The organism is [Leptolyngbya] sp. PCC 7376, assembly GCF_000316605.1.
Taxonomy (GTDB): Bacteria; Cyanobacteriota; Cyanobacteriia; order Cyanobacteriales; family MRBY01; genus MRBY01.
On the sequence record NC_019683.1, the window covers coordinates 3,639,499 to 3,661,005 of the forward strand.

General features: G+C 43.9%; 18 protein-coding genes and 3 pseudogenes. 14 read left to right on the forward strand and 7 right to left on the reverse strand.

Annotation, left to right across the window (positions count from 1 at the left end):
- Window positions 1-290: 290 nt before the first annotated feature.
- Window positions 291-1,148 carry an IS982 family transposase gene (locus LEPTO7376_RS16385; RefSeq protein ID WP_015135266.1) on the reverse strand — a complete coding sequence of 286 codons (858 nt, stop codon included), beginning with the start codon at window positions 1,146-1,148 and terminating at the stop codon, window positions 291-293.
- A gap of 260 nt (window positions 1,149-1,408) precedes the next feature.
- Here LEPTO7376_RS16385 and LEPTO7376_RS25800 point away from each other — a divergent pair.
- Together LEPTO7376_RS25800 and LEPTO7376_RS16395 are read left to right on the forward strand one after the other, a co-directional pair.
- Window positions 1,409-1,766: pseudogene (locus tag LEPTO7376_RS25800) on the forward strand (IS6 family transposase); the annotation flags it as partial.
- A 312-nt stretch (window positions 1,767-2,078) separates the two neighbouring features.
- The gene (locus LEPTO7376_RS16395) at window positions 2,079-3,080 is read left to right on the forward strand and encodes a DnaJ C-terminal domain-containing protein (protein ID WP_015135267.1); all 1,002 of its coding nucleotides are present in this window, start codon (window positions 2,079-2,081) and stop codon (window positions 3,078-3,080) included.
- Window positions 3,081-3,157: 77 nt separating this feature from the next.
- On the opposite strand, the gene LEPTO7376_RS16400 is transcribed toward LEPTO7376_RS16395, so the two are convergent.
- Window positions 3,158-3,817, reverse strand: a complete 660-nt coding sequence (locus LEPTO7376_RS16400; protein WP_225901113.1) for a hypothetical protein — start codon at window positions 3,815-3,817, stop codon at window positions 3,158-3,160.
- 85 nt (window positions 3,818-3,902) lie between these two features.
- Here LEPTO7376_RS16400 and thiL point away from each other — a divergent pair, with 85 nt between their 5' ends.
- Window positions 3,903-4,895, forward strand: a complete 993-nt coding sequence (gene thiL, locus LEPTO7376_RS16405) for a thiamine-phosphate kinase (protein WP_015135269.1) — start codon at window positions 3,903-3,905, stop codon at window positions 4,893-4,895.
- A gap of 6 nt (window positions 4,896-4,901) precedes the next feature.
- Here thiL and LEPTO7376_RS16410 read toward each other — a convergent pair whose 3' ends face one another.
- Window positions 4,902-5,126 carry a hypothetical protein gene (locus LEPTO7376_RS16410; protein WP_015135270.1) on the reverse strand — a complete coding sequence of 75 codons (225 nt, stop codon included), beginning with the start codon at window positions 5,124-5,126 and terminating at the stop codon, window positions 4,902-4,904.
- Window positions 5,127-5,189: 63 nt separating this feature from the next.
- On the opposite strand from LEPTO7376_RS16410, the gene LEPTO7376_RS16415 reads away from it, so the two are divergent.
- Entirely contained in the window at window positions 5,190-6,014 is an 825-nt protein-coding gene (locus LEPTO7376_RS16415; RefSeq protein WP_015135271.1) for a carbohydrate ABC transporter permease, read from the forward strand.
- 50 nt (window positions 6,015-6,064) lie between these two features.
- Here the strand turns inward: LEPTO7376_RS16415 and LEPTO7376_RS16420 are convergent, their stop codons facing one another.
- Window positions 6,065-7,009, reverse strand: coding sequence for a DNA polymerase III subunit delta' (locus tag LEPTO7376_RS16420; protein WP_015135272.1), 945 nt, complete (start codon window positions 7,007-7,009; stop codon window positions 6,065-6,067).
- 69 nt (window positions 7,010-7,078) lie between these two features.
- On the opposite strand from LEPTO7376_RS16420, the gene LEPTO7376_RS16425 reads away from it, so the two are divergent.
- Complete coding sequence (locus LEPTO7376_RS16425; RefSeq protein ID WP_015135273.1) at window positions 7,079-7,432, forward strand: hypothetical protein; 354 nt, start codon at window positions 7,079-7,081, stop codon at window positions 7,430-7,432.
- An 83-nt stretch (window positions 7,433-7,515) separates the two neighbouring features.
- A complete protein-coding gene (gene psb28, locus LEPTO7376_RS16430) occupies window positions 7,516-7,851 on the forward strand; it encodes a photosystem II reaction center protein Psb28 (RefSeq protein WP_015135274.1) in 336 nt (111 codons plus the stop codon).
- Window positions 7,852-8,058: 207 nt separating this feature from the next.
- Here psb28 and LEPTO7376_RS16435 read toward each other — a convergent pair whose 3' ends face one another.
- Together LEPTO7376_RS16435 and LEPTO7376_RS26520 are read right to left on the reverse strand one after the other, a co-directional pair.
- Complete coding sequence (locus LEPTO7376_RS16435; RefSeq protein ID WP_015135275.1) at window positions 8,059-8,634, reverse strand: PTPA-CTERM sorting domain-containing protein; 576 nt, start codon at window positions 8,632-8,634, stop codon at window positions 8,059-8,061.
- Window positions 8,635-8,803: 169 nt separating this feature from the next.
- Complete coding sequence (locus tag LEPTO7376_RS26520) at window positions 8,804-9,040, reverse strand: hypothetical protein (RefSeq protein ID WP_015135276.1); 237 nt, start codon at window positions 9,038-9,040, stop codon at window positions 8,804-8,806.
- A 21-nt stretch (window positions 9,041-9,061) separates the two neighbouring features.
- Here LEPTO7376_RS26520 and LEPTO7376_RS23765 point away from each other — a divergent pair, with 21 nt between their 5' ends.
- Entirely contained in the window at window positions 9,062-12,892 is a 3,831-nt protein-coding gene (locus tag LEPTO7376_RS23765) for a leucine-rich repeat domain-containing protein (protein WP_015135277.1), read from the forward strand.
- Between the two features lie 328 nt (window positions 12,893-13,220).
- The gene (locus LEPTO7376_RS28720; protein WP_015135278.1) at window positions 13,221-16,499 is read left to right on the forward strand and encodes a hemolysin-type calcium-binding protein; all 3,279 of its coding nucleotides are present in this window, start codon (window positions 13,221-13,223) and stop codon (window positions 16,497-16,499) included.
- A 148-nt stretch (window positions 16,500-16,647) separates the two neighbouring features.
- Here LEPTO7376_RS28720 and LEPTO7376_RS26525 read toward each other — a convergent pair whose 3' ends face one another.
- Window positions 16,648-16,812 carry a hypothetical protein gene (locus LEPTO7376_RS26525; protein WP_160148490.1) on the reverse strand — a complete coding sequence of 55 codons (165 nt, stop codon included), beginning with the start codon at window positions 16,810-16,812 and terminating at the stop codon, window positions 16,648-16,650.
- A 20-nt stretch (window positions 16,813-16,832) separates the two neighbouring features.
- Between LEPTO7376_RS26525 and LEPTO7376_RS23770 the strand changes: the two genes are divergently transcribed.
- The 6 genes and pseudogenes from LEPTO7376_RS23770 to LEPTO7376_RS16490 all read left to right on the forward strand — a co-directional run bounded on the left by LEPTO7376_RS23770 (window position 16,833) and on the right by LEPTO7376_RS16490 (window position 21,472).
- A complete protein-coding gene (locus LEPTO7376_RS23770) occupies window positions 16,833-17,675 on the forward strand; it encodes a PTPA-CTERM sorting domain-containing protein (protein ID WP_015135279.1) in 843 nt (280 codons plus the stop codon).
- Between the two features lie 419 nt (window positions 17,676-18,094).
- Window positions 18,095-18,250 carry a DDE-type integrase/transposase/recombinase gene (locus LEPTO7376_RS29155; RefSeq protein WP_083891135.1) on the forward strand — a complete coding sequence of 52 codons (156 nt, stop codon included), beginning with the start codon at window positions 18,095-18,097 and terminating at the stop codon, window positions 18,248-18,250.
- Between the two features lie 167 nt (window positions 18,251-18,417).
- Window positions 18,418-19,289, forward strand: a pseudogene (locus LEPTO7376_RS29160) (IS630 family transposase).
- A gap of 74 nt (window positions 19,290-19,363) precedes the next feature.
- Window positions 19,364-19,891: pseudogene (locus tag LEPTO7376_RS29165) on the forward strand (transposase); the annotation flags it as partial.
- Window positions 19,892-19,953: 62 nt separating this feature from the next.
- A protein-coding gene (locus tag LEPTO7376_RS23780; protein WP_225901222.1) for an IS5 family transposase occupies window positions 19,954-20,782 on the forward strand; the annotation gives its coding sequence in 2 pieces (ribosomal slippage) (window positions 19,954-20,354 and window positions 20,353-20,782; 831 coding nt in all).
- A gap of 27 nt (window positions 20,783-20,809) precedes the next feature.
- A complete protein-coding gene (locus LEPTO7376_RS16490) occupies window positions 20,810-21,472 on the forward strand; it encodes an IS256 family transposase (protein WP_051188799.1) in 663 nt (220 codons plus the stop codon).
- Window positions 21,473-21,507: the final 35 nt, after the last annotated feature.

Below are 21,507 nucleotides of genomic sequence, written 5' to 3' on the forward strand. Positions count from 1 at the left end.
TTCACTATCGCCAATTTCCTCGGTAGAAAAAATACAGGTTTAGTCATGTTTAGTCATGTCTTTTGAGGGCATTGTCAACTTAAGTGAAAGGTTTTCACGACAAGGACTTTGTCAGATGAGTCAATGAATCATTTCTACAAAAGACATCGCTACCCAAGCGAGATAATCTGCCATTGCATCTGGCTCTACTACACATTTCCCTTGAGCTACCGCGATGTCCAAAAGATGATGCAATACCGCGGCATTAATATCCCTTATGAAACGTGAGTTCTGGATAAGGAATGATAGGTCTAACCAAGCTGTAAAGAAGGTTTTTTGGGTTGATGGCAGTAAGCAATCAGCCCACACAGCAAGTTCACACAAAAGTTTGTGGGACTGCGATGTCGGGAATGTTCAATCTGTGAGATGTTCTTCAGTTGGTCAATAACTGTCTCAATCAAAGCCCGCTTACGAGCAAAAAGTTTATCTTGATAAACCATCAAATGATGCTTCATATTTCGACGAGGTTTAGCCATTAGGGTCACCTCATGTTCCTCTTGAAGATGCTGGGCTAAAGATTGTGAGACATAGCCTTTATCGGCAAAGACTTTACCCCATAAGTCTTGCCATAACTCCACTACAGGTTGGCGGTCATCGGTATTTCCGGGCGTCACTTGGACGTTGAGTAATTCTCCTCGCTCATTGATGACCAGGTGTAGTTTGAAGCCGAAGAACCATCCCACCGAAGTCTTGCCCCTTGCCGCGCAACCTTCAAAAACACGGTGTTGAGAGATACGGCGATTATGGCAAACCTTGATGCTGGTGGCATCAATGAAGCTAATACCAGTGCATTGTCCGAAGCATCGTCGCAGATATGTACAGAGAGGAATCAAGCTCGAAAGTATCCATGTCACAAAGCGTTGATAGCTCACAGCTAGAGGAAACTCTTGTTGCCAATCGCATTTCACCTTGATGAGATAGAAATGCTTGAAATTTCGATAGTGAGATTGATGGAAAGCAATGAGAATAGTCATCACCTCACTCAGACTGAGGCTTCTCTGACGGCGACGGTATTTTTTGCCAGAGCTGAGTAACGCTTGATGCCATAAGGGTTCAAAGATTCGACAGAAATCATCAACATGGCAAAACAGAGCCTCTAGACTGGACATGGGAGAAAGCCGTGGATTCGTTACAACTTCCACGATATGGGCTTTCTCCTTTTCTTTCCTTATCCAGAACTCACGTTATGAAACTATCCGCCAATGGTGTCATAAGTTTGCTCAAACCTCTGCCAACCACCTTCGTCGTAAGCGAGTTAAGCCAGCAGATATAGCAGTAGCCATTTAGTTTGATATGTCATGTGAATCTCAATTCTGAGCCTGTCTGCAAAACCATTATGGAGTGTCTTAATCTATCTGGCGACTGCTATAAATGGCATCTAGACGAAGTCGTGCTCAAAATAAAAGGCAAATATTACTACCTTTGACGAGCCGTGGATAAAGAAGGTCAAACCCTAGATATTCTTCTGCAATCCAGACGAAATAGGGCAGCAGCAGAGAAGTTCTTCAAGAGATTGCTCAAGGGAGAAGGGACAGTTCCTAGAGTGATAGTCACCGATAAACTCAAGAGTTATGGAGCCGCTAAAAAGAACATACTCAAAGGGGTAGAGCATAGATAGCATAGAGGCTTGAATAATCGAGCATAGAATTCCCATCGACCGACGAGGGTGAGGGAAAGGCGAATGGGCAGATTCAAGTCCTCTGGTCATGCCCAACGATTTTTATCAGCATTTGAACCGATACGAGGATACTTCCATCCACATCAACACCAGCATCCAGCCAAAGAATATCGGGAGATAATGAGCCAACGAATAGAGAGTTGGCAGAAACTCACATCTCTAGAGAAAGCTTTCTAAATCAGGAACAGCCGTTCTTGTAGAAAAATGGCGACTAAATTTCTAATATCTTCAGTTAAGTTGACAATACCATGTGATATCAACAACCTGAAAAAGATACGGATATCCAGCACTGATGGGGCTAGGGAGATTTGGTATTCTGAAATGGAGAAACCCATGACCAGCATCCGGAGGAATCCCTGCGATGGCAGCAGACTTCAAAGATTACTATTCCATTCTTGGAGTGAGCAAAAGCGCTTCTGCCGACGAGATCAAGAAAAAGTTTCGGAAACTTGCTCTCAAATACCACCCCGATCGCAACCCTGGAGACACTGTCGCGGAAGAAAAATTCAAAGAAATTAGCGAAGCTTACGAAGTTTTATCCGATGCAGAGAAACGCAAAAAATACGACCAATTTGGTCAATATTGGCAACAAGCAGCGCGTCCGGGTGGCGGTGGTAATCCCTACGGTGCAGGGGCTGGCGTCAATGTCGATTTTAATAACTTCGATTTTGGTGATTTTGGTAGCTTCGAAGAATTTATTAGTGAATTATTAGGTCGTGGTGGCGGAAGAACATCAAGCTCCTATTCCAGTTCCAGTAGTTCGAGCAGTAGCTACTACAGTGACTTTGGGTTTAATACAGGCACAGCAGGGGCAAGATCCACCGCCGGCGCTAATCGAGAAGCAAATATCAAACTCACCTTCGGGGAAGCATTTCGGGGAGTCGAAAAACGCCTTAGCCTTGGTTCAGAAAACATTAATGTCAAAATTCCCGCAGGGGTCACCACAGGAAAAAAGATTCGCGTTAAAGGCAAAGGTATGCCGAGTAATACAGGCGGACAACCTGGCGATTTGTATTTAATCGTGCAAGTAACGCCTCACAGCTTTTTCCAGTTTGACGGCGATAATCTCGTCTGTACTGTGCCCATCACGCCTGACGAAGCGGTTTTGGGAACGTCTATCGATGTGCCGACTCCAGATGGCTCTGTCACAATGCGTCTCCCTGCCGGAATCAAAGCGGGTCAGTCTCTTCGTCTACGAGGTAAAGGGTGGGTGAAACCAAAAGGCGATCGCACAGATCAGTTGGTAAAAATCGAGATCGCAGTACCAAAAAATCCCACCGCAGCTGAAAAGGAATGCTACCAGAAGCTACAGAGCATCGGGGATTTTAAACCCCGCAAAAATTTAGCAAATATTCGACTCTAGCTCTGGGGCGATCGCCATGTTTTTTGATAAGAGTTGAGCTCCTAATTCGATAGCTTAGCGACTCTTACCAAAACGATCTATTTTATGGGCGTAAACATCTTGCTATTGTTCTTAATGCCATCGAATTGCCACGCTAACTTTTCTGGATCTTTTGCCTTCGACCATTGCGCAAAGTGAGACTCACCTTTCTTTTGGTGTCGGCTTAATGTGGAAGGATTTGAGCTGAGGCGACGGGACAGATCAGCCTGATTTAAAATCAATTTTGTTTCTGCTTTTGGTGCAGGTTCAGAGGCCTCTGGTGTGACATCAGCCTCTGATTTATCAGTATTATCCGTCTTCTCCTCTGTTACAGTTTCATCGGTCGCAAGCTCAGATTTGAGGGCGGCGATCGCCTGTTGAATTTCCGCTTTCACCCAATCTTCAGTGGGTACATTACTTGGCAAAGTTTTCGAGATAATTTTTTGGATCTCTTTTTTATCGATGACAGTCCCTGCGACATTACCATTCATCTCTGTCCCGAAAAAAGTCCGCAATACCTCAATAATCCCTGTACCGAGAGCAGGCTTTTCTTTACCGCTCTTCTTCCCTTGGCGAGATAGACCATGCTCTAAACAATATTCAGCGAGTCGTATTTCGATATCAGCTGGCAGGTAAGCCGTTACTGCCTTATTTTTTGTACCCATGATTTCATAGTCCATTACTTCTTCCACCGATTTTAGGGAAGGATGAAAAGACAAGTAAAGACTTTACTCATTAAAATTTACGAAATACGTTGCAAAATTTTGCCCTAATTCCATAAAAGAGCAGTGGGCGATCGCCTCAATGAAACAGATAAAACACCTTTCCGATTTGCGTGAACCTGAGATATTGAAGGTGTTGCAGAGATTTTGTCCAGCAGAAATTATCGGGGATGATGGAGCCGTCTTAGCGTGGCAAAACAATAAAGATCTCGTTGTTACAACCGATGTATTGGTGGATACCGTCCATTTCAGTGATCGCACAACTCCAGCGAAAATGGCAGGGTGGCGAGCCGTGGCCGCAAACTTATCAGATTTGGCTGCGATGGGCGCAACACCAGTGAGCATAACAGTGGGATTATCATTGCCACCAAAAACTGAATTACGTTGGCTAGAGGATTTGTACGCAGGAATTGGAGCTTGTTTGCAAACTTATGACACGCCTTTAGTGGGGGGAGATATCACGCGATCGCCCGTGAAAACGATTGCAATTACAGCATTGGGAGCAGTGTCAAAAAAAAATGTTATCCGACGGAATACCGCGCAGGTGGGAGATGTCATTATTGCAACTGGATTTCATGGGGATTCTCGGGCTGGTTTAGAGCTACTCCTCAATCCTGAAACTGGTCGGAATTTAACGGTGGGCGATCGCCAATACCTCATCCTTGCGCACCAAAAGCCGCTACCTCGTTTAGATGTGTCAGCTTATTTAAATGACATTGAAACGGATCGAAATTTTGCCGGGATGGATAGTAGCGATGGCCTAGCAGATGCGGTCTTACAACTGTGTGAAATGAGTCAAGCTGGCGCTGTTCTTAATGAAACGAAAATACCAATTTCACATGCTCTCTCTCGCTACCAATCTTTAGACAAAGCATTACAGTGGACGTTGTATGGAGGGGAAGATTTTGAGCTTGTTTTGTGTATGAGGCGATCACCAGCTGAAATGTTAGTTCAAAAATTCGGCAAAGGTTGCAGCATTATTGGTGAAATTACCGCTGATAAAACCGTGCGACTCATTAGAAAGGATGGGCGATCGCAAACCCTCTCACGACAAAATAGCTTTCAACACTTTTAGAAAAATTTATTTGAGAGAGCCACCATCCCATTGGTGCTTTGGATCTGGATAAAAAGTTACGCCACCCCCTTTACTACCACCAGAACGCACTGCCACTAGCCAACCACCAGGCACTTTTGCCCGCCATATCCCTAAACCACCGAAAGGTTGATTTTTACAGTTCAGTTTTTCCCAAATCAATTCAGGCATAAATTTTTCATCCATCAGCACTTTGAGTTTAGCTAATGGCAATAGTGGCGATCGCCCAGATGTGACAAAATCGAGAGAACCGAAAATCGTTGTGGGCAGACGGTAATGTCAAAGACTTTTAAATTAATTGGAACCTATCTATTTCTTGGGGCGATCGCCCTTGTGATGCTCTTTCCATTACTGTGGCTGCTGAGTACTGCTCTAAAATCTCCCTCCGAAAATATTTTCAGCTTTCCGCCACAACTCATCCCCGAAACACCTACCCTACAAAACTTTGTCACCGTCTGGCAGAATCATCCTTTCGGCAAATATCTATTTAACAGCACCCTGATCGCTGTATTAACCGTTGTCTTTAATTTACTCTTCTGTGCCCTTGCCGCCTATCCATTGGCACGCTTGGATTTTCGGGGACGCGATATCATTTTTGCGACAGTAGTTTCGACGATTATGATTCCGTTTCAGATTGTGATGATTCCCCTGTATGTGCTGACTGTGCAACTAGGGTTACGCAATACCTATCTCGGCATTATCTTCCCAAGTCTGGCCTCTGCCTTTGGCATTTTTCTATTACGTCAAGCCTTTCAGGGTGTCCCAAAAGAACTCGAAGAAGCAGGCCGAATTGATGGTTGCTCAGAGCTAGGCATTTGGTGGCACATTATGATTCCAGCTGTGCGACCCGCTCTTATCACCCTCGCTATTTTTGTATTTATCGGATCCTGGAGTGATTTTCTCTGGCCATTAATCGTCATTGATCGCCCCGAATTCTATACTCTTCCCCTCGGTGTCGCGACCCTTGCTGGACAATTTTCCCTTGATTGGCGTTTAGTAGCAGCGGGTTCAATTATTTCACTCTTACCTGTGATGATTCTGTTTGGATTTCTTCAGCGATATATCATTCCAACGGATAGTGGCAGTGGTGTCAAAGGCTAAATATTGGAAACCTTGTATCGCCTTCCAATAAAAGTGATTACGCGACGCAATCAGCTACAATTTCCCAAGAAAAAAGTTTCCCACACTAGACGTGGTTGGACATATCTCCGCAAATATTTTCGCACCTCTTCTAATTTTTCGATGGCATCCCTTTGACCAGTTAATTGCCAATAATGATATTGCAAATAATCAATTAATCGCATCTGCACTTCGGTTTCGAGCGCAGCGGTCAATTCTTTGGCGAGGGTGAGTGATTGGAGTGGATTGGTGGGCATCTTTTTCAGTTTCCCGAGTAAATCCTGCGGCACATTACCGAGCAGCTCATAAATGGCGATCGCCTCTCCCGGACTCCCTTGGGCGATCGCCAAAATTGTTTCATCATCGAGAATATGTTGATAACCCTTCTCTGTGAGAATATGAGCGACATTTTCCTGAGATAACCGGTAAAACGGAATCTTTTGGCAGCGAGAAACCAAAGTCGGCAAAATACTATCCGCACTGGGCGCTAACAGCACAAGCGTGGCATTACCGGGTTCTTCCAACGTTTTTAGCAGAGCATTAGCAGGAGCTTCTGCCATCGTTTGGGCCTCCTCAATTACCACCAAGCATCGAGGAGCTTCCAAAGCTGGGCGCGCCAGAAATGACGAAATCTGTCGAATCTGCTCAATGCGAATTTGAGGAGGAGCCTTTCGCTTTAAACCGGCTTCCGATGCTTGGGCTGGTGTGTAAAGTTTCCCTTGGTGTTGATAAGTCGGCTCTACCCAAAGCAGATCTGGGTGATTATTTTTGTGCAATTTGTAACGAATTAATCGTTGGGCTTCTGAGTCAACTCCTTGGGTCATCAACTCAGTACTAAATCCGCGTGCTGCAAGGCTTCGGCCGATTCCTGCTGTCCCTGCAAATAGGTATGCTGGTGCAATCTGATCCGTGGCGATCGCCCGACGAAGAAGTGTTATAGCCTGCTGTTGTCCAATAACCTGATCAAGAGAAATCATAACGATTGTTCATTACTTGGGTAATATAAATAGGAATGCAACAGCATTAGTATCAACAAAAGCATTTTTATGGCGCGTTACACCTGTTCTTACCACGTCGGACTACCAGAAAAAGAGATGATCGCCTCACTCAAAGAGATCATCGATGAGTGCGACCTTAACCTTACCTACGAAACAGGCGGTTACATTATGGCAAAAGAAAAACCTGGTAATGTGGCCTTCCCGAAACTCGTCGAAGTCGAGATTCTTTACGACCGTACCAAACCCGACCAAGACTCCATCCAGGTTGATTTTGTCGCAAAAAACGAAGAACTCCCCCTCCAAACACAGAATCACTGCTACCACATCTTTAATGGTATCCAGTCCATTATCAACACAAAAAAACCTTGGGAACCAGAGTCAGAAAATCCCCAAGACGACTAATATCTCAGCCTATATACAGTCGGAAAAAATTAACGATTATGAGATGATAGTTTTATAAAGAAATATAAAGAGCAGGCTAGATTATGGCAGTTATCCAATTTTCTCAAGGCATCGATGAGCCTGAAATCCCAGATATTCGTGTAACTCGCGCCCAAGATGGCAGCACTGGAACCGCTGTTTTCACCTTTGAAGATCCTGCGGCTCTTGCCCAAGACAGCACTGACGAGATTACAGGCATGTACCTCATTGACGAAGAAGGTGAGATTATCACTCGCGAAGTCAAAGGTAAGTTTTATGATGGTAAAGCTCGCGTCATTGAAGCTCGTCTCATTATGCGATCGCCCGAAGAGTGGGAACGCTTTTTACGCTTTATGGAGCGTTATGGTAAACAAAATGGCTTAGAATTCACCAAATCCTAGACTCATGGCTACCGAAATCAGCCTTGTTTCTTCGCGATAACGGCTATTTTCAAAATACTAAGACTTAAGAGAGTCCATAACTATAAAGTTTAGGCTCTCTTTTTTATTGTCCGTCTTCTGCCACCAACAAAAACTATAAAGAATATATTCGTGCTTCAGATCGCTGATGGGTTAAAGATCTCTGAGGTCTCGGCGATCGCCAACTGATTAAATGTTTTCAGAGGAAGAATCTCTGCGCTTACGCATGGCAGAAAGACCCATGCCAAATAAGCCAGGCAAAACTGCTGCTGGAGTGGGAACCACCGTCGTAGGCGTAGGAACAGATGTCCCTGTTAAGTAATAAAATCCCGAATTGCCTAAAATGCCTCGATCACCCCGACTATTAAAATTCACTTGTGACAGTGGAGAAGATAATCTAACTTCCTCACTTTCAATGAGCACTGTTCCAGCACGATCACCCCGACTGCTGAGATTCAATTCAAATGCAAGCATGGCACCATGCAATTCAACGTCGCCCGGATCAGACCATTGTTGGCTACGGTGAAACTTTTCCCAGTCAACAAAAAGAGCTGCACCGATTTCATCCGCCAATCCTTGATTTCCCCACCAATCTTGATCTGCCAAAATATCCTCATTTGAGTTGAAGTTACCGAAGATAACGTCAACATCATACGAACCAAAATTTGTTGTCGTAATCACAAAGGCTTCTGCAGCTGGTGCCGTCATCATTGCTAATCCGATTACAGCAGAACCTAGACCTAACTTTCCAATTAAACTTTTCATTTTCCTATCTGAGTTAGCGGACTTAGAGCAAAACGAAATTGAATTTTGTCTCTGTCGTTAATCGTGGCTGAAAATCGTGGTAGAAAAAATACCTGTTTAGTCACTTTTGGTCATGTTTTTTCCCCAAGATGCCATCTTGCGGGGAATTTAATTTGTCATGGTCTGTCGTTTACTTAGGGAAATTAAGGCGATCGCCTCCCCCATAAATCCCTGCTTGTTTGAAGAGCTTTGGTGAGAAGAGTGATTTGGCGATCGCCGTCACAACGCCAAACAGACTGGCATCACCAACATTACTTTCTATGACCTTTTTACCCCAAAAGACATGACTAAACATGACTAAACCTGTATTTTTTCTGCCGTTGATTTTAGCGATAGTGAAACTAACGGTGAATCCGTCATAGGTCATTTATCCAAAGAGATACGGAACATGAGTACAGCTAACGTCTTACCTGCCTACGAAGTAATTGCAGCCAGCAGTTCAGATTTCCCTGTTCTACCGGACGGATATGGTTCCTATGCCGTAATAATTCCCGACTCGGTTACCGAAATTGCAGCCTTTGCATTTGTTGAGAGCAATATCACATCAGTGACAATTCCTGATTCGGTTACCTCGATTGGCAGTTATGCTTTCAGTACAACACCTCTAACCTCCATCACAATTCCTGATTCAGTCACCTCAATTGGAAATTCTGCATTTTCCCACGCTGCTTTAACGTCGATAGTGCTCGGCAGCTCTGTTACTAGCATTGGGGGAGGGGCCTTTTCCAATACCGCTCTCACATCAGTAACCATCCCTGATTCCGTTACGAGTATTGGAAATAGTGCCTTCAGAAATACTCCTCTAACATCGGTGGCGATCGGGAATTCTGTCACTTCGATTGGCAATTATGCCTTTAACAATACCTCCCTTACATCAATAACAATTCCCGATTCTGTCACCTCGATTGGCAGTAACGCGTTTCAAGATTCGGCTCTCACATCCGTTGTACTCGGGAATTCTGTCATCTCGATTGATGATTATGCCTTCAACAATACTCCTCTAATATCGGTAACGCTCGGGAATTCTGTCTCTACGATTGGTAGTTATGCTTTTGCCAATACTTCCCTAACATCGGTGACGATTCCTGATTCTGTCACTAGCATCGGCACTGGAGCTTTCGCATATGCACAGCTAACCTCAGTTACAATTCCTGATTCGGTTACTAGTATCGGAGGTTCGGCTTTTAAGGAGACTTCCTTAACATCGGTAATAATTCCTGATTCAGTCACATCCATCGGGGCTAATGCTTTTGCTAGTACCAATGTGACTTCTGTGACGATTTATTCGGATGGCTCAGGTTTGGCGATCGCCGATGGTGCTTTCCCAGATGACATTTCCATCAATCTGATCATTAATGACTCTGTCACATCGATTGCGGAGGATGCTTTTGCTGGACTTCCCATAACATCAGCGATAATTCCTGATTCAGTTACTAGCATCGGAGCTGGTGCTTTTAGAGGTATCCCTCAGAGATCGTCAGATTGGATTCGCCCATTAACTTCAATTACAATTCCTGATTCGGTCATTTCTATCGGGGACAGTGCTTTTGCTAATACTGCGCTGACATCAGTAACGATTCCTAACTCCGTTGAAAATATTGGGGATGGAGCTTTCAACAATACGTTTCTTACATCGGTGACAATTCCGGATTCTGTCACTTCCATTGGTCACTGGGCTTTCACTAACACACCTCTTACATCAGTAACGATTCCTAATTCTGTTACATCGATTGGCGAGTATGCCTTTAGCGATACTCAGCTCACCTCAATTACAATCCCTGATTCGGTCACTTCTATCGAGGATGGAGCTTTCGAAAATACGCTTCTAACATCGGTGATAATTCCGGATTCTGTCACTTCCATTGGTCACTGGGCTTTCGCTAACACACCTCTTACATCAGTAACGATTCCTAATTCTGTTACATCGATTGAAAGTAATGCCTTTAACAATACTCAATTAACCTCAATCACAATCCCTGGTTCAGTCACTTCCATCAAGGGCGGAGCTTTTGAAAACACAAATCTGACTTCTGTCACGATTCAGGTAGATGACGCAAGTTTGGCGATCAGCACCTATGCGTTCCCAGACAGCGCCTCCATCGAATTGATCATCGGTGATTCGATCACCTCGATTGCGAATAAGGCCTTTGCAGGTCTGCCAATAACATCGGTAACTATTCCCGATTCTGTTACATCGATTGGAAGTCGCGCCTTTGCTGATACTCAACTAACCTCAATTACAATCCCTGATTCAGTCACTTCCATTGGTCACTGGGCTTTCGCTGACACACATCTCACATCAGTCATAATCCCTGATTCTGTTACTTCCATTGGGGAGCAAGCTTTTGTCGATACAAATCTGACATCAGTGACGATTCATTCAGATGGCAACAGCTTGGCGATCGCCGGGAATGCTTTTCCAGACAGTGCCTCTGTCGAGTTGATTATTAATGATTCGGCTACATCGATTGCGGATAATGCTTTCGCTGGCCTGTCCATCACATCGATAACGATTCCTGATTCTGTTACATCAATTGGCAGTCGCGCCTTTGCTAGTACTGAATTAACTTCAATTACAATCCCTGATTCTGTGACTTCCATCGGGGCTAGTGCTTTTGCGAATACAAATCTGACTTCTGTCACGATTCAGATGGATGACTCAGATTTGGCGATCGCCGAGGACGCTTTCCCAGATGGAATCACTATTACCAAAGTTGCTGTGGTCGATTCTGGCACTTACAGCACTGCTGAATATTCGGGTGAAGTTTCAAGTTTTGCTTTGGATGGTAGCGGCACCCTGAATTTTGAAAGCTTTGGGGAAGACTCAACATTGACAGTGAAAGGCGATGCCTTGCTTGATGGTGGTGTCCTTGCCTTTGACATAGACAGTGTCCCCACTATTCCTGGCACATACACTCTCATTGATGTGGCTGATGGTAGTACGCTTTCCATTGACGAAAATGTTTTAAGCGCTGCTGTTGCTGCCGTTGATAACTTAGATAACATGAATGGCGATGGCTACAATTACACCTTGCTCCAACAAGATAACGATCTCATCTTAAAAGTTGAAGAGCCAATCTCTCTTGATCCGATTATTATCCCAACTATTACGCCGACGATAACGATTACAGAGCCTGAACCAGAAGATAATACTCCCGTCATTATTGTGGCGACAGAAGATGAAACAGAATTAGATGAAGTTGTAATTAATGATGACTCTGAAGGAGAGACATTAAATGCTGGCGGCGGTAATGCGTCAGAAGGTGAACAGGTTATCACCAAGAACTCTTTTGGCCCTGAAACAAGATCTAACTCCAATGCTGCACCGACTCAACCTACGACAAATACCCCTACCGAAGAAACATTTGGTGAGTACGGTACTGTTATCAACCTAGATCACAATTGGCAGACCATTGAGTTAGACAGCACTTATATCAATCCAGTTGTCATTACTTCCGATCCCACATTCAATGGGTCAGATTTCTCTGCTGTTCGTCTCCGTAATGTTGATGGTGATTCCTTTGAAATTCGCATCCAAGAAGCAAATTACCTCGATGGAGTGCATACCAACAAAGAAACGGTTTCCTATTTTGTTGTTGAAGCTGGGGAATGGGAGCTGTCAGACGGTACTCGCATTGTGGCTGGCTTGCACGATACTGACAATCTAGTCACAGATCAGAATGATTTTGATTCCATCGATTTTACAGATAATGGATTAACTGATTTTGACAATGCACCAACTATTTTGTCTCAAGTTCAGACCTATGAAGGTTCTCAGTTGGTGACAACTCGCATCCATAATCAATCCACCACGGGTTTCCAGGTGGGCATGCAAGAAGAGGAGCTGTTAAACACAGGAACTCACGCAGAAGAAACGATTGGTTGGTTGGCGATTGAGCAAGGTGTCAGTAACGATGCCAACGGTGATTTGTTGCTCCAAGGTGGGACAACGGGCGTTTATGTTGATGAAAACATAGAGGCGATCGCCTTCAATGAGAGTTTTGATATTAATCCGCTGGTGATTGCAAAGATGGGTTCTGCTTATGGCTTAGATTCATCAGTACTGAGACTCGATAGCGCTGGCATTTCGACTACTGGCTTTAATGCCTTTGTCCAAGAAGAACAGTCTCTAAACTCTGAACTTGATCACACAAATGAAGCTGTGTCTTATCTCGCTTTCAATGGCACTGGCGACACATTAACCGGCTTTGAACTCTAGAGACTGAGGTAATCAGCAGAATCAATCAGCTCAACTAGATAAGTTGATTGTGGCGATCGCCCTGCCCCTAAAAAGTTTTGATGTTTGATCGGTTGTGTTTATAGATTGCTCTCCACTGTGGGAGCAATTTTTTTGTTTGCTGGATGATTTGGCGATCGCCGTCACAACGAGACAAAGACTGACATCACCAACATGACTTTTTATGACCTTATTGCCCTAAAAGACATGACCAAACATGACTTTTTCGGTATTTTTTCTACCAGGCAATTTGACGATAGTGGAATTAACAACAAAGCAGCAACATCTTCTTATCCAATAGGTGAAAGCTATGAGCACAGACCACCGTCATAACCCCGAGATTCAAGCATACCTAGACCTAAATAAGGAAATCGAAGAGACCATTGAGAGCGATCTCTTCTCAGAGTCGAACACAGGGTACTTTAATGGTGCGAACTTTGCGTTGACCACCTTGCTCACCTATGCGCCTGGATTTCTTCGTCTAAGTACGATCCAGAGTTATGCCGCTTACTACGCGATCATGTTCGCTGGTGAATTTATCAGTGCGATGCTGGAGCGCTATGGAGAAGATGAGATTGCCGGCTACTTCGGTAACGACTACGGTATCGACTTTGACTCGGGATTAGACACACTTGAGGCCAATGCCTATGAGTCGCTAGTTCAAGCTGCATATGATGTCCTACAGGGGATTAATACCTCTATCGACCTCTTTTTTGAATTCAATATTGGTTCAAGTTTGGGCCAGACTCTAAAAGACGCCATAAATGGAACGCGTCCCACCCTCATGTACGACGAAACGCAAGAAAAAGAGGGATTTATCTTCAATTACACTGAATATATCTTCAGAGAAGGGGATGGTAATGATTATCTAGATTTTGAGGATCGTAGACATAATTCCCGTTCAACGAGCCAAATCATAGTATACGCAGGCAAAGGAAAAGACTACATTGCCAACGTCAAAAAAGCCTACGGAGAAAATGGCGATGATCAAATTAAAGACGTTAAATATGCCTGGGGAGGAACCGGCGATGATTACATTACCAATGTCAAATACGAGGCTTATGGAGAAAATGATAACGATTACATAAGCAGTGCAAAAAAAGCTTATGGAGGAAATCATGATGACTACATCACTGACTCAGATGAAGCCTATGGAGAAGATGGCCAGGATATCCTTGTAGACAATAAAAAAGCCGATGGCGGTGAGGGTAATGATACTCTGCTTGGCAACGGAGATTCCTACGGTCGTGAAGGTGATGACTACATTATTGGCAGTCATAGCCGTGGTAATGGCAATATTCTCAATGGTGGAGCCGACGATGATACCGTTATCGGACAAGATAAGAACGATGTATTAAAAGGCGGTACTGGTTCGGACATCCTCATTGGTGGTGGTGGCAACGATCTTATCGATGGCGGAGAAGATAGTCTTTACGATAATGACCTTGCCTCAGATGTCGCTATTTTCCGTAATGATGCTAATTTCACATTTACAAAGCAAAGTGGCACTTGGGAATATAGAGTCTCTGGTCAAGGAATAGATGAATTTAAAAATATTGAATCCGTTGTTGTTGAGGCTGGTGACAGCGACAATACCATTGATGCTTCAGCCCTAGAAATCTCCAGCAATTTAGATGGTCGCGCTGGTAATGACATCATTAAAGGTGGCGGCAACAACGATATTCTGGTTGGCGGTTTAGGTAATGATCGCCTCATTGCAGGACTAGGTTTTGACTACCTTGATGGTGGCCAAGGAAATGACATCTTGATCGGTAGTGGTACCAGTGATGTGGGTCGCTATAGCGAAACAGAACTGGCTGTGGCGCGGGGTGAATTACCGGAGTCTGCACTGCGATCGCCTTTGGTCACTATTTATCAGCATGACAGTTACGGCGGCAAATCCAAAGCATTTTATGATCTCGGCAACTTCACCGATCATCAGCTTGGAATCGGCAACGATGCCCTCAGCTCTTTAAAAGTTGCTGATGGCTATCGAGTGACCTTATATCAGCACCATAACCGGACAGGTAATAGTCTGACCCACGACTTTAGTACAACCTATATTGGCGATTGGTTTAACGATGAAACTTCCTCAATTGTGATCGAAAAAGCACCACCAGTGACCATTTATCGAGATGGGTCCTACCGTGGCCGGAGACAGGAGCTGAGTGTTGGTTCCTACAATGTCGGCGGTTTATCCTATATCGGTAATGAGCAGCTAAGTTCGTTAAAGGTTGCAGAAGGCTATGAAGTCACCTTGTATGAACACGCAAACTTTAGCGGTGATTCCATTTCTTTCACCTCTAACACATCCTATGTTGGTAATGGCTTTGATAATGAAACCTCTTCCATTAAGGTTGAGAAGCTTCTCGAAGTTGATGATGTTTTGGTGGGTGGTGCTGGCAATGACCTCCTTGATGGTGGCGACGGCCATGATTATCTAACAGGTGGCACTGGCGCAGATAAATTTGTTCTGCGTAATCCGAATTCTTATGATGTGATCACTGATTTTAATGCGTCTCAAGGGGATGAAATTTGGCTTGATCGCGATGCTTTCCCTGGCATGGCTTCCTACAATATTCCGACGCAGACACTCTCTATGGGTGGTAAGAAAATTTTTGCTTTGGAAAATGCCGTTGGGTTTAATGCCCATGAGCATATAAAATTTGTCTCCGCTGAGCAGCTAGATGCCCATACGTCATTACCGGGAACAGAAAGGGCGATTGGTGAGTATGGCACGGTGGATAACCTCACCCATGTTTGGCAAACCATTGAGCTAGATGGCAACTACATCGATCCTGTTGTGATCGCCTCTGACCCCACCTTCAATGGGAGTGATTTTTCCGGTATTCGTCTCCGTAATGTTGATAGTGATTCCTTTGAAATCCGCATTCAGGAAGCAGACTACCTCAACGATATTCATACCTTTGGGGAGACGGTGTCTTTCTTTGTCGTTGAAGCTGGCGAATGGGAACTGGCAGATGGTACTCGTATTGCGGCGGGCTTACATAGAACTGACAATCTCATTACGGCTCAAAATGACTTTGACACGATTGATTTCACGGACAATGGTCTAACTGATTTTGTGAGTGCTCCGACTGTCCTGTCCCAAATCCAAACCAACGGAACAAACGAAGGAGGTAGTCAATGGGTTACCACCCGCCTCAAGGGACAATCTAGCACTGGCTTCAGCTTAGGGATGCAGGAAGAGGATTCGTTAAATACTGGTAACCATGTGGAAGAGACTATTGGTTGGTTGGCGATCGAGCAGGGAGTTAGCCATGATGCAGATGGAGATCTGTTGCTTCAGGGTGGTACTACAGGAGCTTCTGTCGATGAGAACTGGGAGACAATCTCTTTCGGTGAAGGTTTCGATGTGACTCCCACCTTGATTGCCAAGCTTGGCTCTACTCGTGGTCTCGACCCATCAGTACTCCGACTTGATAGTGGCAGCATTTCGACGACTGGTTTTGATGCCTTTGTCCAAGAAGATCAGTCTTTGACACCAGAGATCGGTCACAATCATGAGTCAGTTTCTTACCTCGCATTTAACGGTAATAGCGGCACCTTAACTGGTTTTGAACTCTAGGAGAATAATCCCTTCAGAACAGGATGAGAATCTCACATTCTGTTCTGAAACTGTTGCCCTATCTCTACGAGGGTTTCATGCTTTTAATTTTTGTTGTTGTATTCGGTAATTGCTTCTCATCGTGGGAGCAATTTTTTTTGCGCTTGAATCATGTGGCGATCGCCGTTACAAACCAGCATAGATCGATATCACCACTATGACTTTTGATGATCTTTTGTGATGAAAAGACATGACCAAATATGACTAAATAGGTATTTTTTCTGCCGAAGAATTTGGCGATAGTGGAAACAACAGCAGAACTGCAATAAGTCATTTTTTAAGGAAGCACACAACATGAGCATGAACTATGGATTTATCTACGATGGAAAACAAGATGATAAATATGTTTGTAACTCGGATGAATATATCTTTAGAGAAGAATGCATTTCTTCTTTTTCAAAAATGCTTGCTGGTATCGGTTTAATAGCTGCTTCAATGATAGCTTTGATGGCTGTTCCTGCTCAAGCTCTCGTTATTACAGCTCAAGAAAATACTCCTTTTTCTACTGTTGAAAGGGCACAAACTATCACTTTTGATGATGCTCCACTTCGTGACCTAAGCTTAAGAACTCAACGTGGTGGCGTAGAATATATTGATAAAAGTGGCATTTCTTACACAGGTATTGGTGGCGACATTGTCCAAGGTCATGGAGGTGGTCGTTATGCCGCTCCTCCAAGCCAAGGTGATTATAATAATACCAATAATCCTTACTTGAGCGTCGGTAGTTTTGGAAACGAATCTTCAGATATTGTGACCATTAATTTAGATGTTGAGTCTGATTATTTTGGTTTTTACTTCGGTTCAATCGACAATCATAACAATCTATATTTCTACAATGGTGAGACACTCATTACTTCTTTAACTGGCGAAGATATTCTCACTCTAGCTAATGGTGCTCATAATATCAACAATGCTCTTTTTCTAAATATTTTTGCAGAAGAAGGAGAAAATTTTGATCGAGTTGTTTTTCAATCTAACAATATCGCATTTGAAACTGACAATCATGCTTACCGTATTTCAGAGCCAGTACCAACACCAGCTGCTATTTTACCAATTTTAAGTGGTTTATGTGCAGCAGCAAAACGTCGTAATCAAGCTAAAATCACCGAAAAAAATCACCAACTGGATAGTCTTTAAGAGCAGATCTCATCTCAACTCATATACTTCCCTCAATATTGACTGATATTTTTCTCTAAACTCTGCAAAGGTTTGGAGATTGTTTATTGACTCGTTATGAAACCAACATAAATGAAGGAAGTGGCGAGCAACCTATAGAAATCAAATAGTTGGCTACTTTAAGTTGGAAATATTCATAGTCGAGCGTTTGTAGGATGAGTCAATAAATCATTTCTACAAAAACATTGCTATCCGAGAGCGATCGTCTATCGTTGCATTTGGCTCTACTACACATTTCCCTTGAGCTACCGCGATATCCAAAAGATGATGAAATATCGTGGTATCGATATCACTTATGGAACTATCCGTAAATGGTGTCATAAGTTTGCTCAAACCTCTGCCAACCACCTTCGTCGTAAGCGAGCTAAGCCAGCAGATAAATGGCATCTAGACGAAGTCGTGCTCAAAATAAAAGGCAAAACTACCTTTGGCGAGCCGTGGATAAAGAGGGGCAAACGCTGGATATTCTTCTGCAATCCAAACGACATAGAACAGCAGCAGAGAAGTTCTTCAAGAGATTACTCAAGGGAGAATAGAGAGCCCCAGAGTGATAGTCACCGATAGACTCAAGAGTTATGGAGCCGCTAAAAAGAACATACTCAAAGGGGTAGAGCATAGACAACATAGAGGCTTGAATGGGTATGTATAGCAGGCAAGGAGTGGGTTAAGACAGAATAGGATAGAAGCAATAAACATAGATGCCATGCCTGCTCCCCATAGTCTTGATTTACGCCTAAAAGCTGTTGCCGCCTTCGATAAAGGTGAACGAAAAAGTGATATCTGTCGCTTCTTTGGTATTAGCCGAAATACGCTAGACCTGTGGCTGAAACGACGAGAGAAAATCGGTTCAGTCGCTCCGAAGACAGATTACCGTCGAGGCCCTCAACCGAAGATTAATGATCTAGATGCTTTTCGTGCTTTTGCAGAGGAATATGGGCATCTAACCCAGAAGGAAATGGCGGAGAAATGGCCAGAGTCTATTAGTGATGCATCCAGACGTGAAGCTCTACGGAAAATTGAATTTACTCGAAAAAAAAGACCTATCGATATCAAGAGAGAGATAAAGAATTAGAAAAAGCATTTGTGGCACAACTGAAGCAGTATGTCCAAGAACGACTCGTATATATCGATGAAAGTGGATTTGATAATACCTTAGATTATGGGTATGGCTACTGCCATAAGTCAGAGAGGTTTATCGCAGAGAAGTTAGGTCATCGTACAGAACGAGTTAGCGTGATTGGAGGATGGCGAGAGGGAGAGCAGATAGCACCGATGGTATTTGAGGGCTATGCCAACAGCGCCTTAGTTTGCCAATGGGTAGAGGATTGCTTAGTGCCAGAGTTGATTCCGGGTCAAATTATTATTCTGGATAATGCCAGTGTTCATCCAAAGGAAAGAATACAAACATTGGTGGCGAAGGCAGGATGTGAAGTGATATTTTTGCCACCCTACTCACCACACCTGAACAAGATAGAGAAGTTTTGGGGGAGGTTAAAGAAGGAGGTAAGTAAGCTCATCAAGAAGACTGAGGATTTGTTCGATGCCATCAGAATAGCCTTCTGTTCTATGTCCTAACCTTCTCCTTCGCTGCTATAAATTAATTTGTGTAAGCGGTCAAAATCAACAAATGGTTAAGGAGACCGTGACCCATGAAAAAACAGAATCAAACCAGTAGAGCCGATGAACTGATTGATGAATTACTGCAAGATTGTCCAGACTCGGAATCAATTCTGAGAGAATCAGGCTTACTACAGCAGTTGAGTAAGAGATTAATTGAAAGAGCCTTGCAAGGGGAATTGAGTCATCATCTGAATCAAGCCAAAGAAGCGGGTAAGCAGAATAGTCGAAACGGCTATTCCAAGAAAACAATCAAATCAACCCAAGGGGAAATGGATATCAGCATCCTAAGAGGTTGTCTGAAAAGGGTCTGACTGTAACTTTTGTCATTATGAGCCTGACGAAAAAATAGGAATTTCAGAGGATTTTCTTTGTGGAATCACCTACATGTCTATGCTCAAAATATACTTTTCAGACATCCTCTAAGGGATAGGAAAAGTGAATTTGAGCCGCTGTTAGTGCCCAAAGGTCAAAGGCGTATTCAAGGGCTAGAAGAGAAGATGCTGGCTTTGTACAGTCGAGGTATGAGTACCAGAGATATTCAGGCTCAAATGCAAGAATTTGACCTCTTGCAAAAGGGGTGAGAGTAGGTAAAAAAGAGGAAAGTAACAGAGCCATAGCGATAAAAAGGCCAACTTACGAACAGCTCCAACATTTATCTCCAGAACAATTCAGGAGAGCCTGTGGAGTTAAACTTCAGACTTTCAATCGTCTGGTAGAGGTCCTAGCAGAAGCTAAAGCAAAGCAAAAACCCGGTCGTCCCAGTGTTTTATCCCTGGAAAATCAGTTACTCCTCACCTTGGAATATCCGAGGGAATATCGCACTTATTTTCCTATCGCTCAATCATGGGGCATTCATGAATCAACAGTTTGTCGCATGGTGCAAAAAACAGAGAACACACTCATCAAAGAAACCGATTGCCACTTACCCGGCATGAAACAGCTCCATGGTTCAGAAGAGTTATCTCTAACAGTAGTGGTGATGGATGCCACAGAACAGGCGATTGAAAAGCCCCAAAAAACAACGTCTTTACTACTCAGGGAAAAAGAAACATCATTCCCTTAAAGCTCAAATGGTCATTGCTTGGCAGTGGGCACAGATTATCTGTTGTGACTGTGAGAAAGGTAGCACCCATGACTTCAAACTACTCAAAAAGAGTAGAGTGCATTTTCAGCAGGGACAACTCTGCCTTGCCGACGCCGGATATCAAGGTCTACACAAGCGGCATCAGCGGAGTCACACTCCTCACAAGAAGCCTAGAGGAGGGGAGTTGACTGCGGAACAGAAACAGGAGAATCAGCTCTTAGCAGCTCAAAGAATCATCATTGAGATGGTATTCAGAATGCTCAAAAGATTTCGTATATTATCCAGTCGATATCGTAACCGCCGTCGGAGATGGGGATTAAGACTTAATCTCATTGCTGGTCTCTACAATTTTGAATTGCCATAACCTTTTGCAAGAGGTCAACTGTATGGGGTGGAGATTTCTGCTGGGCTAGTGAGTGAAGTGACCTCGGCAGTGATGGAGGAAATCAAAGCATGGCAGCATCGCCCTCTGGAGGAGATATATCCAATCCTGTGGCTGGATGGCATGAGAATAAAAATCAGAGAGGAAGGACGGGATACGAATCAGACTCTCTATCTAGCACTGGGAGTGAAGCAGTCCGGTCACAAGGAGGTCTTAGGAATGTGGCTATCCTCGGGAGGAGAGGGGGCAAAATTTTGGTTATCAGTGCTGAATGAAATCCACCATCGGGGAGTCGAACATATCTGTATAGCTTGTGTGGATGGGTTGAAGGGATTTCCCGCTGCCATTGAAGCGGTGTTCCCAAAAACGAGAGTGCAATTATGTATCGTTCATCTGATACGAAATAGCCTGAAATTCGTTTCTTGGAAAGACCGTAAGTCCGTGGTGTCAGACCTCAAGCCTATTTACCAGGCCGCCACAGTTTCCGAGGCAGAATCCGCCTTAACTGCTTTTGCGGAGCGTTGGGACGGCATCTACCCCACTATTTCCCAAATATGGCTGAATCATTGGGACAACATCATTCCATTATTTGATTATCCAGCTCCCATCCGTCGCATCATTTACACCACCAATGCCATTGAGGCGGTCAATCGCTCTTTGCGCAAGGTGTGAAAAACCAAGAGCATGTTCCCCCATGCAGATGCTGC

What these genes read in the sequence shown, in the direction of transcription:
- thiL (WP_015135269.1), top strand. Translation starts at nt 3,903, where the DNA reads ATGAAACAGATAAAACACCTTTCCGATTTGCGTGAACCTGAGATATTG.
- psb28 (WP_015135274.1), top strand. Translation starts at nt 7,516, where the DNA reads ATGGCAGTTATCCAATTTTCTCAAGGCATCGATGAGCCTGAAATCCCA.
- LEPTO7376_RS16385 (WP_015135266.1), bottom strand. Translation starts at nt 1,148, where the DNA reads ATGTCCAGTCTAGAGGCTCTGTTTTGCCATGTTGATGATTTCTGTCGA.
- LEPTO7376_RS26525 (WP_160148490.1), bottom strand. Translation starts at nt 16,812, where the DNA reads ATGACTTATTGCAGTTCTGCTGTTGTTTCCACTATCGCCAAATTCTTC.
- LEPTO7376_RS16425 (WP_015135273.1), top strand. Translation starts at nt 7,079, where the DNA reads ATGGCGCGTTACACCTGTTCTTACCACGTCGGACTACCAGAAAAAGAG.
- LEPTO7376_RS29155 (WP_083891135.1), top strand. Translation starts at nt 18,095, where the DNA reads ATGGCATCTAGACGAAGTCGTGCTCAAAATAAAAGGCAAAACTACCTT.
- LEPTO7376_RS28720 (WP_015135278.1), top strand. Translation starts at nt 13,221, where the DNA reads ATGAGCACAGACCACCGTCATAACCCCGAGATTCAAGCATACCTAGAC.
- LEPTO7376_RS26520 (WP_015135276.1), bottom strand. Translation starts at nt 9,040, where the DNA reads ATGACCTATGACGGATTCACCGTTAGTTTCACTATCGCTAAAATCAAC.
- LEPTO7376_RS23765 (WP_015135277.1), top strand. Translation starts at nt 9,062, where the DNA reads ATGAGTACAGCTAACGTCTTACCTGCCTACGAAGTAATTGCAGCCAGC.
- LEPTO7376_RS16420 (WP_015135272.1), bottom strand. Translation starts at nt 7,009, where the DNA reads ATGATTTCTCTTGATCAGGTTATTGGACAACAGCAGGCTATAACACTT.
- LEPTO7376_RS16395 (WP_015135267.1), top strand. Translation starts at nt 2,079, where the DNA reads ATGGCAGCAGACTTCAAAGATTACTATTCCATTCTTGGAGTGAGCAAA.
- LEPTO7376_RS16415 (WP_015135271.1), top strand. Translation starts at nt 5,190, where the DNA reads ATGTCAAAGACTTTTAAATTAATTGGAACCTATCTATTTCTTGGGGCG.
- LEPTO7376_RS16435 (WP_015135275.1), bottom strand. Translation starts at nt 8,634, where the DNA reads ATGAAAAGTTTAATTGGAAAGTTAGGTCTAGGTTCTGCTGTAATCGGA.
- LEPTO7376_RS23770 (WP_015135279.1), top strand. Translation starts at nt 16,833, where the DNA reads ATGAGCATGAACTATGGATTTATCTACGATGGAAAACAAGATGATAAA.